At 45.0% G+C, this 14,266-nt stretch carries 13 protein-coding genes; 6 read left to right on the top strand and 7 right to left on the bottom strand.

All coding sequences use genetic code 11. From position 1 onward, the window contains the following. Positions 1–98 precede the first annotated feature (98 nt). From hpsJ-A to rfbB, 4 genes are all read right to left on the bottom strand, one after another. The gene (gene hpsJ-A, locus QUA38_RS05560; RefSeq protein ID WP_333159929.1) at positions 99–776 is read right to left on the bottom strand and encodes an HpsJ-like protein, cyanoexosortase A-associated; all 678 of its coding nucleotides are present in this window, start codon (positions 774–776) and stop codon (positions 99–101) included. Between the two features lie 178 nt (positions 777–954). Continuing rightward, positions 955–1,623: a cyanoexosortase A system-associated protein gene (locus QUA38_RS05555; protein ID WP_333159927.1), complete on the bottom strand. Its 669-nt coding sequence runs from the start codon at positions 1,621–1,623 to the stop codon at positions 955–957. Beyond that, positions 1,623–2,474 carry a cyanoexosortase A gene (crtA, locus tag QUA38_RS05550; protein ID WP_333159925.1) on the bottom strand — a complete coding sequence of 284 codons (852 nt, stop codon included), beginning with the start codon at positions 2,472–2,474 and terminating at the stop codon, positions 1,623–1,625. Before crtA ends, QUA38_RS05555 begins: the two co-directional genes overlap by 1 nt. 387 nt (positions 2,475–2,861) lie before the next feature. Further along, positions 2,862–3,968, bottom strand: a complete 1,107-nt coding sequence (rfbB, locus tag QUA38_RS05545; RefSeq protein WP_333094408.1) for a dTDP-glucose 4,6-dehydratase — start codon at positions 3,966–3,968, stop codon at positions 2,862–2,864. Between the two features lie 357 nt (positions 3,969–4,325). Between rfbB and QUA38_RS05540 the strand changes: the two genes are divergently transcribed. From QUA38_RS05540 to QUA38_RS05530, 3 genes are all read left to right on the top strand, one after another. Continuing rightward, on the top strand, positions 4,326–4,871 hold the full coding sequence (locus QUA38_RS05540; RefSeq protein WP_333159924.1) for a hypothetical protein: 546 nt from the start codon (positions 4,326–4,328) through the stop codon (positions 4,869–4,871). A gap of 457 nt (positions 4,872–5,328) precedes the next feature. Next, entirely contained in the window at positions 5,329–5,934 is a 606-nt protein-coding gene (locus QUA38_RS05535) for a DUF1517 domain-containing protein (protein WP_333159923.1), read from the top strand. Between the two features lie 118 nt (positions 5,935–6,052). Beyond that, positions 6,053–6,937 (top strand): hypothetical protein, encoded by an 885-nt coding sequence (locus QUA38_RS05530; protein ID WP_333094405.1) that lies wholly within the window; start codon positions 6,053–6,055, stop codon positions 6,935–6,937. Positions 6,938–7,034: 97 nt separating this feature from the next. On the opposite strand, the gene QUA38_RS05525 is transcribed toward QUA38_RS05530, so the two are convergent. Beyond that, the gene (locus tag QUA38_RS05525) at positions 7,035–7,289 is read right to left on the bottom strand and encodes a hypothetical protein (RefSeq protein WP_333159922.1); all 255 of its coding nucleotides are present in this window, start codon (positions 7,287–7,289) and stop codon (positions 7,035–7,037) included. Positions 7,290–7,341: 52 nt separating this feature from the next. After that, a complete protein-coding gene (locus QUA38_RS05520; RefSeq protein WP_333159920.1) occupies positions 7,342–9,006 on the bottom strand; it encodes a DUF4435 domain-containing protein in 1,665 nt (554 codons plus the stop codon). 166 nt (positions 9,007–9,172) lie between these two features. On the opposite strand from QUA38_RS05520, the gene QUA38_RS05515 reads away from it, so the two are divergent. The 3 genes from QUA38_RS05515 (at position 9,173) to QUA38_RS05505 (ending at position 12,576) form a co-directional block, all read left to right on the top strand. Then, the gene (locus QUA38_RS05515; protein WP_333159918.1) at positions 9,173–10,015 is read left to right on the top strand and encodes a Uma2 family endonuclease; all 843 of its coding nucleotides are present in this window, start codon (positions 9,173–9,175) and stop codon (positions 10,013–10,015) included. A gap of 12 nt (positions 10,016–10,027) precedes the next feature. Then, positions 10,028–11,461, top strand: a complete 1,434-nt coding sequence (locus QUA38_RS05510) for a DUF3370 domain-containing protein (protein WP_333159916.1) — start codon at positions 10,028–10,030, stop codon at positions 11,459–11,461. Positions 11,462–11,538: 77 nt separating this feature from the next. After that, complete coding sequence (locus QUA38_RS05505; protein WP_333159914.1) at positions 11,539–12,576, top strand: S-layer homology domain-containing protein; 1,038 nt, start codon at positions 11,539–11,541, stop codon at positions 12,574–12,576. 96 nt (positions 12,577–12,672) lie between these two features. Here the strand turns inward: QUA38_RS05505 and QUA38_RS05500 are convergent, their stop codons facing one another. Beyond that, entirely contained in the window at positions 12,673–14,238 is a 1,566-nt protein-coding gene (locus QUA38_RS05500) for a peptidoglycan-binding protein (protein WP_333159912.1), read from the bottom strand. Positions 14,239–14,266 lie beyond the last annotated feature (28 nt).

The raw sequence follows: 14,266 nt of genomic DNA, 5'->3' as shown, positions 1-14,266 counted from the left end.
CTGCGTGCACAGGGCGAATCTTAGTCCTCAACAACGCTCTCCGGGTGCGCTAGGCGCACCTTACTAGCTCAAAACTCTCAACTCAAAACTCAAAACTACTAGCGAGCCCAGTCAGTACCGCGCCACAGCGTAAAAAACAAAACACTAGAAATCAGCGCGCCCAGCAGCCACTTAACAGCATTTTTAAATAACCCCACGCGCTGATTTGACTGAACCGCAGCACTTTGGGTCTGTAATCGTTCCTTAGCCGGAGTAATTCTCGAAAGAATTTGCTCTTTCAATTGCTGTGGGTTTTGCGTATCCGCTTGTACCCCCAAACGGGTAAGTTCCCCCGCCAAATTCCTTAAATCTTCAGGACTACCCTTCTTTAGCCGATCTTCCACCTGCTGCAACTGAGCTAATTGTTGGTTTGCTTGAGTAGTAATTTGCTGGTTGTTTTGGTTGTTGACATAGATAGTGCCAAAAATTCCCAAAGGCAGCATCAACAGAAAAACTAGACCTAGCAGCAGACAAACCCAAGACAAAACCTTCAAAAAAACCTCTTCCAAACCTCTGCGATCGTACCCTTCTCCAAAAAATATCAGCGCCATTGCAAGTAGTGGAACGGGAACCCGTTCCACTACTGCCCCAATCGTCTGCAATTCCCAGAGGCGATTGCCAAAATTTGCTGGTATAAGAACTGCAATCGTATCTAACACAGACAAAATTAATAGACCGTAGCCAATCCAACGCAGCCTGTAGATAGAAAAACCTTGTTCGCCTTGTAAGTCATTCATAAAATAATCAGAGTTGTTGTTAAGAAAAATCTCTCTTGACCCCGCCCAAGAACGGATACAAGCCCCCGACAACAGTCGTGGAGAATCAAAAATTTTAGACTCTTGTTCCAGCTTCCAGATTCACCTGTGGAGTAAATCTAAAAGCTAAAAGCTAAAAGCTAAAATCCACTGACTCGACTCAAGGCTCGGGAAATCGCGGCTGCCACCACCCATACCAAGAAACCCAAGCATTCTCTAGAATTTTTTTGGCATCTTCTGGAGTTGTTTTATCCAAAGGCACAGACATCTGAGTCCACAAACAGCGCCGGTCTTGAATATTTCCCCTACCCAACAACCAAAACAGAATACGGTTTGGCTGCCAATCGCGAGTATTTCGATTATATCTAAACTGTTGGGAAGTTACTGTAGGACTGCCATGAGGATTGATACATGAACTCAAATACAGTCGATTTTGCTGTTGCAAAAGTCCGTGAAACCCCGCGCCTTGAGTGTTTGCCAATGCTAGTTTACCAGGATTCGACTTGAGAATAGTATGTCCCTTCATCATACCTTCCACATCCCCAATGCTGTCTACCGCATAGCGCATCTCTATTTCTAGACCCATGCTATTTTTTTGATATTCATATTTCCTGGCAGCTTTGAATCCTGAATTTTCCTTAATTTCCAGAAGCGCGCTCTTGTTTAGTTTCCAATCGGCTAGAGGCACCGACTCGGGAAACTCAAACGGGGTTGCCACATTCTTGCCGTCCGATGGATAGAAAACCAATTTTCCGGCAACCAACAAAACCCCTCCCAAAGTAACAGCCAACAGGGAAAGCCTAAGTGGTTTCCAAGATGTAATAGCCATTAGAAATTCTGTCCTTCCTTATTTTGGGGTTGGTCTTTCAAAATTGCAAACCAGCAGAATAACCCGAAAATAAATACAGCAATCATAGAAAATATTACCGAACCATTTCCTTCGTGCCAGTATTTAAATGCTTCGGGTTGAGATAGCGATACCAGCACTGCCATTAGAGCAACTCGCGCGGCATTAACTAGAAATGCAGTAATTATGGCCACGAATGGCAATACCATTTTCTGACCACTAGTGGTAGGAAACATCAGTAAGAAAACCAGAGCTAGTCCTAACAATTGTAACATCGCATTTACGCCCGAACAGCCGTGATACACTTCCACGCTGCCATTTTCCAGGATTAGAAAAACCCCTTTTCGCACCACTTCAAATCCTAGATAGTGGAGGAGGAAAGCTGAAAATTTTGCTGTTAATAGGGCGACATCAACGAATACTCCGATCAATCCTGGAGGAATAGCTGTATAGCCAAGAATTAGAAGTTCCTGCCTATATTGTTTTAGTCCTTTTGTGCCGGAAGCCAGCAATGCGAGACTGATTCCCGACAAAAAAGGCGTTGCTCGAATAAAAAAGTCGTATCCAGATATGGATGAACTTTTGAGCAATATTAAAGCAATTAACGATGACCCAAAGAAGCTGGCAAAAACTCCGCTTTCAAAAGTTAAGGATTCGTGCCTTTCCCAAATGAGAAATGCTACGACTCCCCAAAACAGTAACATTGTACCAAACAGGTCTGTGTCGTTTGTTCTGGAAGTTAGAGTTAGGTGTATGGCAATCAAACCGGAGGCGATGCCTAACAGCCAGTATTTAGGTTCTTGGACGTGCTTGAGCCAGTTTATTTCGGTCATTGGTGCTTTTTGTTTTTCCTAAAAGCTTCTAAATTGCTTAATCTTGTAACTCTATTAAAATTATCAGCTACAAACACTTGCATTTATGCGTTTCGGATGATTTTTAACTAAATCTTCACAATGATTGACAAGGGCGAATGTGTGTGATACTTACCTTTCCCTAATTAAATCTGAAATTAGGCGCAAAGATTAAAGAAAACAGGTTTTTTAACTCTGATCGATCGCACTCAACTAAAAATTTTCCTCCCTCAAACCCCGTTTCTGCACCTAGAGTTCAAATGTAAAGCTTGAAGGCAAGACAGAAACCTTTGTTGGACGCACTCTTGAGCTTGAAAACCAGTTTTTTACCGGTGCTGGTTTTTGGTAGCCCGTGCGTCCAAGAGTAGATTAATTAGAGTAGACTTTCCGGTAGTAAGTTTGATATTCCTCCGAAAGCAGGGGTTCCCACCAATCCCGATGGGCTAAGTACCATTCTACAGTCTGTCGCAAACCTTCTTCAACGGTTACTGAGGGAGTCCAACCTAACTCAGTTTTAATTTTGCTGGCATCAATAGCGTAACGCCGATCGTGCCCGGCTCTGTCTTTGACAAATGCGATTAATTGTTCGCAAGGACGGGCGGGTAAATCCTCAGCTAATTCGTCCATTAGCTGACACAGCATTTTTACTAAATCGAGATTTTTTACCTCGTTGTTTCCGCCAACATTGTAGGTTTCCCCAGGCTGACCGCGGTGAATAACGGCATCTAAAGCGCGGCAGTGGTCGAGAACGTAGAGCCAATCTCGCACGTTTTGACCGTCGCCGTATACTGGCAGCGGTTTGCCCAATAGCATATTGATGCACATTAATGGAATGAGCTTTTCTGGGAAGTGATAGGGGCCGTAATTGTTGGAACAGTTGGTGATAATTGTCGGGACGCCGTAGGTGTGGAAATAGGCGCGGGCGAGGTGGTCGCTGCCAGCTTTGGAGGCTGAGTAGGGACTGTTGGGCGAGTAGGCAGTTGTTTCTGTGAAGGCTGGGTCATCAGGACCGAGACTGCCGTAAACTTCGTCGGTAGAAACGTGGAGGAAGCGCATTTGTGCTTTGAGAGAGGGATCGTCAATTGCTTCAAAATGCTTGCGGAAGGCTTCTAAAAGCGTGAAGGTTCCGACAACGTTTGTTTGAACAAAGGCTGCAGGCCCGATAATTGACCTGTCAACGTGGGATTCTGCGGCAAAGTGCGCGACTGTGGTGATGTTTTCTTCTTTGAGCAAGGTATCGACTAAGGTACGATCGCAAATATCCCCCTGCACAAAACGAAAATTTTCTCCTCCTTCCAAAGTTGCCAGGGTTTGTCTGTTTCCGGCGTAGGTTAAAGCGTCGAGTACGATTACTCGATCGCCCGCATAGGTGCTGCACCAGTGATGCACAAAATTTGAGCCGATAAATCCAGCCCCGCCCGTCACCAACAATCGGCGAGGATCTCGCTCAATGCCTTGAGTCGCGTTGTCTGTCATAAAAATAAGAGTTATTCCAATAACTAAGCCTTTACAAAAGTAGCCTTAAAAGTAGTTTGTCACCAAGTGTTTGCCAGTCTGCAACTAAATTTTCTAGTGTCTCACCGCAGATTTTCTAAGTTGGGCGCGATCGAAGTATTGGTTCACAAAAGTTTAACTTTTACCTTTTTTTTGGCCGAAACGCTTACAAAGCAAGCATTGCAAATTTTTAAGCTGGCAAATTTAAATTTGAATTGCGTGAGGCTATAGCTGACTTTTGCGATCGATCTTCGATATGGGTGGCGCGCAGAGTTGATACATTTGTAAAGAGCTGTTACCATTAATTTTTTAATTATCCTTTACAATCTCCAGAGCACCATGAAGAAGTTTCAAGTGTTAGCTGGCATTGCTTCCGTTGTCGCGATCGCAAGCAGTATCGCTGTTTGTGACGCCGCATCTGCTTTCCCCTGTTCCTACAGCAAATCTGGGGCGGCTAAATCTGGTTCTGCGACAACAATCCTAGGTTCCGGCGGCTCGGAGCGAATGAATCCGTGGAAATCTTACAAAACAGCAGCTCTCGGTTTCCTCGGTTTGGCTGGGCTTGGGGGCGCAGGTGCGGCCTACATGAGCTACCGCGCTGGCAAGCGCGCTTCTGCTGCTTGCGCGGCGATGACCGATAATTTTGAAGTTTTTGAAGAGTCGATCGATCCGATCGCAGATGCAGGTGTTTCTGGACACATGGAAATTCCCGTGTTGCTCGATTTGAGGGCGGCGGGTGCTGTAGCTGAGTCAGCAGATGCGGTTGCAGCCGTTCGGGAACACCCAGAAGCTCCGGGCGGCGAGCTGGATTTGCCAGTTTCACAAGTTGCTGAGTTGAGTTTTGAAATTGTGATCGAACAAGTCCAAAGCGCGATCCTCAAATAGTTATCTCAAACCAAAGTATTCGCTTAGCGCACCTCCAATCTTGCCAGATTGGAGGTTTTTTGACTGGAAATTATCTACCCTAAAATTTATTTTCCTGCCGCTCGCAAAGCAGTGCAAACAATTGAGAACAGATGAATCGATAGCAAACAATATCCTATTCCCGCAAAGCTCTCGGAGGGTTTAATTAATATCAGTTTTAAAAAAATTGCTACCATCCTCAATCTTATACCAATTATTAAAAGTTGCTACTGCCCCTCATGACAAGGCTGTGCCATTTCCCTACTGTATTTGATGCGATTGAAACTGCTATAAAATTAGATGAGTCATAGTGAGATAGTATGTTGTGGAGGCGATCGCTAAAAATACTCTTCAGATCAATCTGAGGGTAGACGGCAAGAGTTCAAGTGACCTGTTATCCTTGAAAATATAGCCCTACAGATTACAACTCTAGGTTATTATGAATGCTTGGCGCGATCGATTCAATCAATTTACAGGTAAAACTCGAGTGGCAGTTTGCCGGGTGTTCGTTCACCTAACAGGCGAAGAAGTTGCACCGCTGTTAGGAGTTCTCAACCGCACCGCCAGAAGAGCAATTGATGCCGATGGCGACATAGCAGTTTTAGGAGAAGGTCTTGTAGAAATTTGCAATCACCTGTTGCAGTACGACAACTACTGGCAATCAGCCGCCAATGAAGGCGATGTTTTTTGGAATGAAGGCGAAGCGGGCGATTATGTGGATGAACTTTTCATTGATTCAGCCGATCGCTATCTCAGCGAGCCTCAATACAGTACATCTGTTTACGATAAAAATTCCCCCTTGTCTTTGCCTGTAACTAGAAATGTGGTGGTGATGATCACAGTTGCTTATGAAGGCGAAGTTCCTGCCCTAGAAACTGACCTTGCTGATATCAACGCGCTGAAAGTCGGTTTAAAAGCCCTGATGAATTTACATTACCAAGAAAGGCTCCGAGCTGTGCAAGTTCACTTTTCTCCCGCACAGTTGGGAGACGAACTTACTAACGACCAAGTGTTGGTCAATTTCCCCGAACTTATTCCGATTTAAGGAAGGAAGAAGTTCGGCAACGGATTCAGTAACGGGTGTAATTGATGTAACTGATGTCGGGAAGAAGGAAGAAGGAGCCATTATCAAACAATCCATGCCAAATTATAAATTACTATTTATGATGCTGCGAAAACTGACAATTTATTTAATGGCTTTAATTTTCTTAGCGACGGCAACTGCCTGCGGTTCTCCAAGCAGACAAACTTATACAAATCCTGCTGGGAATCCAAATATTAACACAGTGCGTCCTACACCAAATAATAATAACTTGAGTCCAGGTCAATATCCTGTACAGCAAGCTACCTACGACGATGCTGATGGCGAATACAGTTTAATGTTGTTGAATACTCCCCCCGGCAGTCCCCCAGTTTACCGAACTACGGATTTGCAAATGGCTCGGTTAACGGATGAAGAAATATCGGCAGGCAAGAAAAGTTATCTAAATGTGGATAACAATCAAGCGGTTTTGCATTTGACAGAAGATTTTAAAATTGAGTACGTTCACAACGTTACCGAAACTGTTCCTAATCCTCAAACAGGTCAGCCACAAACCGTAGTAGTGCGACAGCAATCTGGCTTCTGGGCGCCGTTTGCTGGGGCTATAGCTGGTCAGGCGATCGGCAGTTTGTTATTTAGACCGCAATATTATATGCCACCAGTCTATCAGCCGGGAATTATGACAGGATATGGCGGGTATGGCAATACTTACGGCCAAGCTGTTCAGCGGTATCAAACTCGCTACCAAACTCCGCCTCCAGTTGTGAGAAACCGTCAAGTTTTAAGGACGACCGGCCGCCTGCGATCGCCTACATATAACCAGCCAGTAAGACCCTCAGCACGGCCAAATGGCAATCGATCGACCGGTTCGGGTTACGGTGGGAGCACTTTGAGGCGATCGCCCAACTCAAATTCCCGGCAGCAAAGGCGGAGTCCGAGTTTTGGTAGCGGCAGGAATTCTCGTCAACCGAGTCGCAGTCGTTCTTTCGGGAGTAGAAGGCGTTAAGAATGTAGGGTGCGTCGCCCTCGACTATGGGCGCCTTAGTGAGAAGTTTCCCCCAGCGACGCACCATATAACTATCAAGGTAGATCGAGTTATATTGTTACGCGGGGATTTTTACCGACTTATAGGGTTGGATGAGAATTTCAGCGGGAAGCCCCAGTTCTTGATTCAACTTCCGAATCATCTCCAATGTCAAGGAACGTTTACGAGATAAAACCTCGGATACCCTAGCCCGACTACCGAGACATGACTCTACATCGCGACGAGACCATCGGCGAGTTTCCATGTAATAATCAATCGCTTCGATCGGATCGGGGATTGCGATCGGTATGTGTTTCTTCTCGTAGGCTTCCACTAAGGTGCTGAGTAAATCTAATCGATCGTACTCTGGAGTGCTTGGGGCTAAATCAACTGAGGCTTACCAGTTCAGGAGTTGCATTTTGAAATGCCTCTATAATCATTCTATTATCCCTACTGTTGATTAGCCGCTTTATGTAGGTTACTAACTCATTGTTCTCTCTGTTAGTCTGCAATCTGAACAAACAAGATACTTGAGGTAAGAGTCCCTTATTATTATATAAACCCAGTGCTTCAGAATAATTTTGAGTGATAAGGATATTTTCTACCAAGTTATTTGTCTCTTCATACAAACCCGGAATGTCGATACCTTTTGTAACATCATACAACGCTTTGATTAGTCCTGCTTCACCACGAGCTTTGGCGTTAAATGTAGAGAAAATATCTGCTATACGCGCTGCAACAATCGCTGAAACAAGGCGTTCCTTTTCTTGTGTCATGTGAGTGAATACTAACTGTTTAGTTTGTTGAATGAGGTGAGCCGCCTCATCTTCAGTTCTATATAAGCTAGTTGCCACAGCACTTAGGACATTTTCTGAAAGCAGTAAATTTTCAATTTCTGAGAAATTAAGGCAAAATACGCCTCGTTGCCTCAAATATTCAACGTCCTCGTCCCTCCTAAAGTCCCGGTCAATTATGCCTTTACAATCCAGATTATGAAGATTTTTAAGTTTTGAGAATGAGCAAGTTGAATTAATAACTTGCTCATGTCCACCACATGGAGTAACGGTATATTTTTTGAATAAGCGTGAGAAGAAGAAATAATCTAGACTACCTAGCTCGCCCTCGACAAATAAAATCGGCTTCCTACTTCCAATAATTTCCAAGAGAAGACGTTCAGGGACAGCTTCATTCCCAAGTATTAAATGCCAATCCCACTGATTATTTTCATAGCTCTTCAGCCAAACTTTAATAGCATCCAAGCGTGTTACTGCGAAATCTAAATCGTGAGTCAAATACACGAAAAGGCAATCTGGTCTTTCTACCTCAACTGCATCCCACAACCGACTTTGCAAAGCTTTATGTATATGAGTTTCAGGTTCATCGATCACTATTATTCCATTTGTTTTCGCGGCAAGGCACTGTCCAATAAGGTAAAAGATGACTCTCTCCCCATCACTCATTTCAGACGCATGATATGAACTTCCTGTACTATGTCTGGAACTTACTTCAATTTTCCCGGCTCCAATAGTAAGCTCGCGATGTGGAAGAACAAATTCCCAAATACGTTTAATTATGTCAAGGCTGGTTTCTGGAGGGGATTCTGAGATTCCATTAGCTTTAACCTGTTGACGATATTTTGTACTCTTATCAAACTCTTCTGTGAATAGGTGGGTAAGCAGTTTATCAAAATCATTTTGGAGATGAGTATTTGGTTTAGATCCCCATTTGTAAGAACTTTTGTAACTCTGTAGGTCTTCTGAAGATACGTTAGGTTGATGTAAACCATAGAGAAGAGTGTTTTCAGAAATATCAATGGAGGATGTAGAACAAAAATCTGGTATCAAAAGGGACTTTTGCGCTCCGACTCTATGCACCAAGGATTTTTGTGGGGACTCCAGATCAATCCAAGACCCAAGGCGTGTTTTCCCTGAACCGTTAGCTCCAACGATGACAACACTCGATTGAGTTTCTATTGTGGATGAAACTTCCAGATTGGAAACTGGTTGAGGTAGAATCAGATTTCGTTTGTTGGACATAACATCTGTTTGCATAAGCTAAAAATAACTCATCTACTCAATTTTTCGAGCCGTCTAACTTATAATTTTATTGGCGTTGCGGTACAATACCTAATATATATATTAGCATATATACAAAAATACAGTTATCGCTATGCTCTAATTAATAAAGCATCTGTCCTTTCACCATCGGATAGCTGACATGATCCAAAACCTCAACCCGACAACATTACCCCCCGCCTTTCCCGATCACACCCAACTACCTGACTCCGACGGCACGTTTGTACATAACTTTCTAGCACATCCCCAGAGTATCTTACTCACCGACTCCCTGGAAACTACGCTGCAAACCCTCCACCCGGACGGACAATATGCGATCGGGCAAGATTGTGGCATTTACTGGCGCGAAACCGACCCTCCAGAAAAGGGAGCCGAAGCGCCTGACTGGTTCTACGTTCCCAACGTTGGGCCCCTAATAGATGGGGAAATTCGCCGCTCTTACGTGATTTGGCGCGAGTATATTGTGCCATTAATTGCGATCGAATTTGCAAGTGGAAATGGGGCTGAAGAACGAGATAATACTCCTTTATCTCGCTTACCAGAAGGTATCAACCAGAAACCAGGAAAGTTTTGGGTATACGAGCAGATTATTCGCATTCCTTACTATGCGATTTACATCATTAAAACGAGCGAATTGGAAGTCTATAACTGGGTGAATACTCGTTATCGCCGTTTGCAACCAAACGATCGCGGCCATTATCCGATAGACCTGATGGGAGTAGAGTTAGGTATGTGGGAAGGTAGCTATCAAAATCAGCATCAGCGATGGTTGCGTTGGTGGGATAATCAGGGGAATTTGTTGTTAACTGGTAGCGAACAAGCTAAACTAGAACGCCTCCATACCGAACAGGAACGCCAAAGGGCCGATCGCGCAGAACAAACCCAACGGGATGCGATTCCCCAACTGCTGGCAATGGGTTTAACCGTAGAGCAAGTGGCTCAGGCGCTGTCGCTGTCGGTGGAAGATGTACAGAGATTGGGCTGACAGTTAACTTTCATGATTCAGAAACCAAATCTCTTTTCTCGAATTGCTGGCATTTCTACGATCGTCCTTTGTGCAGCCGGCGGATTGTTGTACGTCAAAAAACCCGTACAATCTGTTCCCGCAAAACCAGCACCCGCAGAAATTGTACAAGCTGCGGAAGTGCGCGAGCTCCCCGGACAACTAGACAGCATCCCCCTCTTCAACAGCGACAGTCCCGAATGGGTCAAAAAAGAAGGCATTTTGCTCTCAACTTTTCCCCCAGACGGCAAAAAATTCCCCGCAGCTCACCTGAACTTTGCCTTTCAAGGACAATTCACCTTGTTTGCTCACCACTTTTCTCACACTCCGCTGAATTCGCGCACGTTGTATATAGGAGCTTTGTTGTACAACCCCAGTTCCGCGCCCGTGACGGTGGAAGTATTGCAGGCAGCCAGTTACCTGATGGAACCAGACGCACCGTTCAAACAGAAACCCGCACTAAGTGAGAATCCCGACGGCGAAGTATATTCCGGCCCTGGGATTAGGGCTGTCGATAGCGTTTTGCGGGGAATGCGGCAGCCGGATTTTCCGGCAAAACTGCTCGTTGCACCGGGAGAAACCGCATTGTTGATGAATCGCCCTATTCCCGTGCGGGGTCTGGAAAAGCCGATAAATGGTCGTTCTACCTTTGTGCGGCTCAAAAGTAGCGGCAAGGTTTATGCCGCTACTTTGGCAATGTATGCACCTCAAAATGCTGATGGGGGCGATCCTCTTCGAGGGCTGCGCGAACGCGCGCCAACTCTGGAAGAATGGCAGCAATTGCTGAATAATGGCGGTTTGGCAGGCCCCCGCGACAAAACCCCGACTCCCCCCGACGCCACTTCCGGAAGCCTGATTTACGGCCGCGTGGCAGGGGTGCAGCAAGGTTCTGGATGGGAAGCGGAATTAGTCGATCGCGATGCTAAAAATCTGGCAATTCCCCAGACTGGAAAAGCGATATCCTATGCGATCTCTACCTTGCGCGGGGGCACTTTGGGAACCCAACAAGTGCAAGCCGGAAAAATGCTGGCGCGCTATCCCGACACCGCTTACGAAGCCCACGGCAATTACGGCGTACACTACAATCTGAGTTTGCCGCTGCATAACACTGCCCAAAAACCGCAAACGGTAGCGGTGAGTTTGGAAACGCCTTTAAAAGAAGATCTACTCTCAAAAAATGGATTGCGGTTTCGTCAACCTCCCCTAGATTTTCCCTATTTTCGAGGTACTGTGAGGCTGCGCTACCAAGATGATGGAGGTGACGATGTAACTCGCTACTTGCATTTATGGCACCGTGTGGGTCAAGTTGTGGAACCGATGGTAAAGTTGAGGTTAGCTGCGACAGAAACGCGATCGGTAAAAGTTGATTTTATTTATCCTCCCGATTCCACGCCGCCGCAAGTATTAACAGTGAGAACTTTGGAATAGTTGATTTATTTATTTGAGTCACTACCAGACCCAAAAAATATGTGATTTAATTTCTACATTGGTATGTAGGTGACAATATGTCTTCTTCACAACCCCCGTCAGGGGAAAGAAATCCTCTAGGATTAGATGAATTGATTGCGATCTTGGTTGCCTTCGGCACGATGGGAGCAATTTTATTTTGGGTAACAGGTAAAAATCCCGATCGATTGAATGCCAGAAATTGGCAATTTCCAGCCGTTTTCTCTCAACCTGCTGTGACGCCCGCGAGCCCGGGACTATTAACACCTGCGTCGCCCAATTCGGATTTGCGATCGCCCGCTACAACCCTGATTCCTTCAGAACGGGAAGTCCCACCTGTGACACCTTTAGGACCGATTTTACCGCAAAATCCTCCGGTGGGTGTAATCGTTGTTCCTCCCAACAAGCCAATTGCGCCATCGACTCCCGATCCAGCAATTACCAAACCGAAAACCGATAAACCCAAAGCCGATAAACCCAAAGTTGGGCCCGTTAGATTCTCAGATGTTCCAGACAAATATTGGGCGCGTCCGTTCATTGTCGCTTTAGTCGATCGGAAAATTTTTGCTGAGTCCACCGACAACAAATTTCGCCCCGACGAACCGATGACGCGAGCCGAACTAGCGCGCTTAATTCAACGAATGTCCGACGACAAAGAGCCGATCAGAAAACCAATTGATTTTAAAGACGTAAAAGACAAGAGTCCTGCCGCTCCTGCGATCGATCACACCGTCAAAACTGGATATCTTAAAGGATACCCAAACAATGAGTTCCGTCCCGACAAACAGATTCCGCGTGTCGAAGTCATCGCAGCTTTAGCGAGCGGTTTGAGCCTGAAACCATCAACAAAAGCAACCAAAACTTTACAAGTTTATACAGACAGGGCAAAAGTGCCGAAATGGGCAGTTAACAAAGTAGCATCAGCCACAGAAGCTGGCATTGTTGTTAACCACCCGAAGCGCACACTTTTGCAGCCTAATAGAACAGCAACTCGTGCTGAAGTAGCAGCCATGATTTACCAATCTATGGCTAAAAAAGGCAAAGTCCCTGCTAAGTCTTCAGAGTATGTTGTGAAGCCTTTAAAGTTGCCCAAATAATATTTGAGGGGCGTTGCTCCGAGCAACGCCCCACAATAACATTTAATCGTTATTGTTTGTAGTCAGGACTCAAGCCTTCACTACAAAGCAGCTAAATTAATCTTGAAACACCATAATACTGCCCGAATAGCACGCTACCCAAACCTGATTAGTTTCCGGATCGTAAGTAATCCCGATCGGACTTGAATTAACCTTCACTGTTTGCAGCACTTTCATATCGCTCGTCCTAACTTTGCTAACAGTATTCGAGAAATAGTTAACCACATAAAGCAGTTTTCCCTGATCGGAAATTGTCATGCTGCGAGGTGCTTTTCCTGTCGAAACTTTATCAAGCACTTTACCAGTTTTTAGGTCAATTTTTGCCACATTTCCTTCACCATTTAAAGTGGCATACAAATAATTTCCATTGGGATCTATCGTCAAATGACGCGGCGCATTGCCAATATTCTTCAGCCATTCTACCGAAAAGTCGATGAGATTTACTTTCGCAATATCGGAAGAACCCATGATAGCAACATAGGCATTTTTTGAGTCGGGAGTAACAACAATTCCCCGAGGGTATGCACCCAGTTTCACTCGCTCGATTTCGAGATTTTTATTGATATCTACTAGGCTCAAATCCCAACTGCACCAATTACTGGATAGCGCGAAGCGATTGTCAGGCGAAACAGCATTGAATTTCGGAACAGCACCTACAGGAATTACCTTTTCTATTTTCAAAGTTTGGGTATTGATGCGGTACAGAAAACTTTGATCGTGTTTGGCCGCTGGAGAACACCTGTCGGTTCCCGGATTGCTAAACCCGGAACCGTACATTTTGTAGTTGGAGACGTAGGCATATTTGCCATCGGTTGAAAAAGCTGCTTCTACGGGAGAGCCTTTATAATTGCCTTTGAATTTAGAAAAGCCGAACTTCGACAAGTTTACTGTATCGGGAATAGTCTTGACTAATTTAAAGTTCCTGTCGTAAACTGTGATTGTGTGACGGTACATCATGTTTTGAGCAAAAAACAAACCCGCTCCCGAATAAACTATTGACTTTGGCGATATGTTACCGTAAATGGTTTTTTTCAACGTCATTTTTCCTTGAGTATTATCAGGAGGATTTACGAGATCTGTGGGTGGAAACTCACTTTCTTTATCCTCGGAATTTTCAGTTTTAAAGGGCGGCAAAGAGGGTTCTTGGGGCTGAGTTTGAGTTTTATATTCGAGTTCGTTTGTATTATCTGTGGCGCTAGGAGATGGCGAAGATCGATCGACATTTGGCGCGATTTTTTCCGCAGCTTCAATACTCGCCTCTTCCGGCTTACCTTTGAGTGCTGACAAGGTTTTAGGGCCAACAATTCCGTCAACTTTCAGGTTGTTCTCTGCTTGAAACTTTTTCACAGCAGCCTGGGTGAGAGAACCGTAAAATCCTGTAGGCTTACCGCGAAAATAGCCTGCGTTTTGTAGAGTTTTCTGGAGTTCGGCTACTTCCGCGCCGGAATCACCTTTTTTGATGGCGAGTGCGGGATTGACTAAATTGAAAATTGTGAGAGCGATCGTAAAGAAAAGTAAAGGAGTATATGCTAAATTCCGGTGCATTTTTGAGTGGGTCGATCGAGTTTGACCCGCAGCCGTTTCCCAAGTTTCAGCTAAATGTAGGTAGGCTAGTCCGTCCATAGTTTTTACCGGGTATTTTTGGTGCTAT

Source organism: Microcoleus sp. Pol12B4, from assembly GCF_036701385.1.
Classification (GTDB): Bacteria; Cyanobacteriota; Cyanobacteriia; order Cyanobacteriales; family Microcoleaceae; genus Microcoleus.
This window is presented reverse-complemented; position numbering and strand designations above follow the sequence as displayed.

Bases quoted from the DNA above. Each gene is read 5' to 3' on its own strand.
- QUA38_RS05535 (WP_333159923.1), top strand. From the start codon at position 5,329: ATGAATGCTTGGCGCGATCGATTCAATCAATTTACAGGTAAAACTCGA.
- QUA38_RS05515 (WP_333159918.1), top strand. From the start codon at position 9,173: ATGATCCAAAACCTCAACCCGACAACATTACCCCCCGCCTTTCCCGAT.
- QUA38_RS05510 (WP_333159916.1), top strand. From the start codon at position 10,028: ATGATTCAGAAACCAAATCTCTTTTCTCGAATTGCTGGCATTTCTACG.
- QUA38_RS05530 (WP_333094405.1), top strand. From the start codon at position 6,053: ATGATGCTGCGAAAACTGACAATTTATTTAATGGCTTTAATTTTCTTA.
- QUA38_RS05505 (WP_333159914.1), top strand. From the start codon at position 11,539: ATGTCTTCTTCACAACCCCCGTCAGGGGAAAGAAATCCTCTAGGATTA.
- QUA38_RS05520 (WP_333159920.1), bottom strand. From the start codon at position 9,006: ATGCAAACAGATGTTATGTCCAACAAACGAAATCTGATTCTACCTCAA.
- QUA38_RS05500 (WP_333159912.1), bottom strand. From the start codon at position 14,238: ATGGACGGACTAGCCTACCTACATTTAGCTGAAACTTGGGAAACGGCT.
- rfbB (WP_333094408.1), bottom strand. From the start codon at position 3,968: ATGACAGACAACGCGACTCAAGGCATTGAGCGAGATCCTCGCCGATTG.
- QUA38_RS05540 (WP_333159924.1), top strand. From the start codon at position 4,326: ATGAAGAAGTTTCAAGTGTTAGCTGGCATTGCTTCCGTTGTCGCGATC.
- hpsJ-A (WP_333159929.1), bottom strand. From the start codon at position 776: ATGAATGACTTACAAGGCGAACAAGGTTTTTCTATCTACAGGCTGCGT.
- QUA38_RS05555 (WP_333159927.1), bottom strand. From the start codon at position 1,623: ATGGCTATTACATCTTGGAAACCACTTAGGCTTTCCCTGTTGGCTGTT.
- crtA (WP_333159925.1), bottom strand. From the start codon at position 2,474: ATGACCGAAATAAACTGGCTCAAGCACGTCCAAGAACCTAAATACTGG.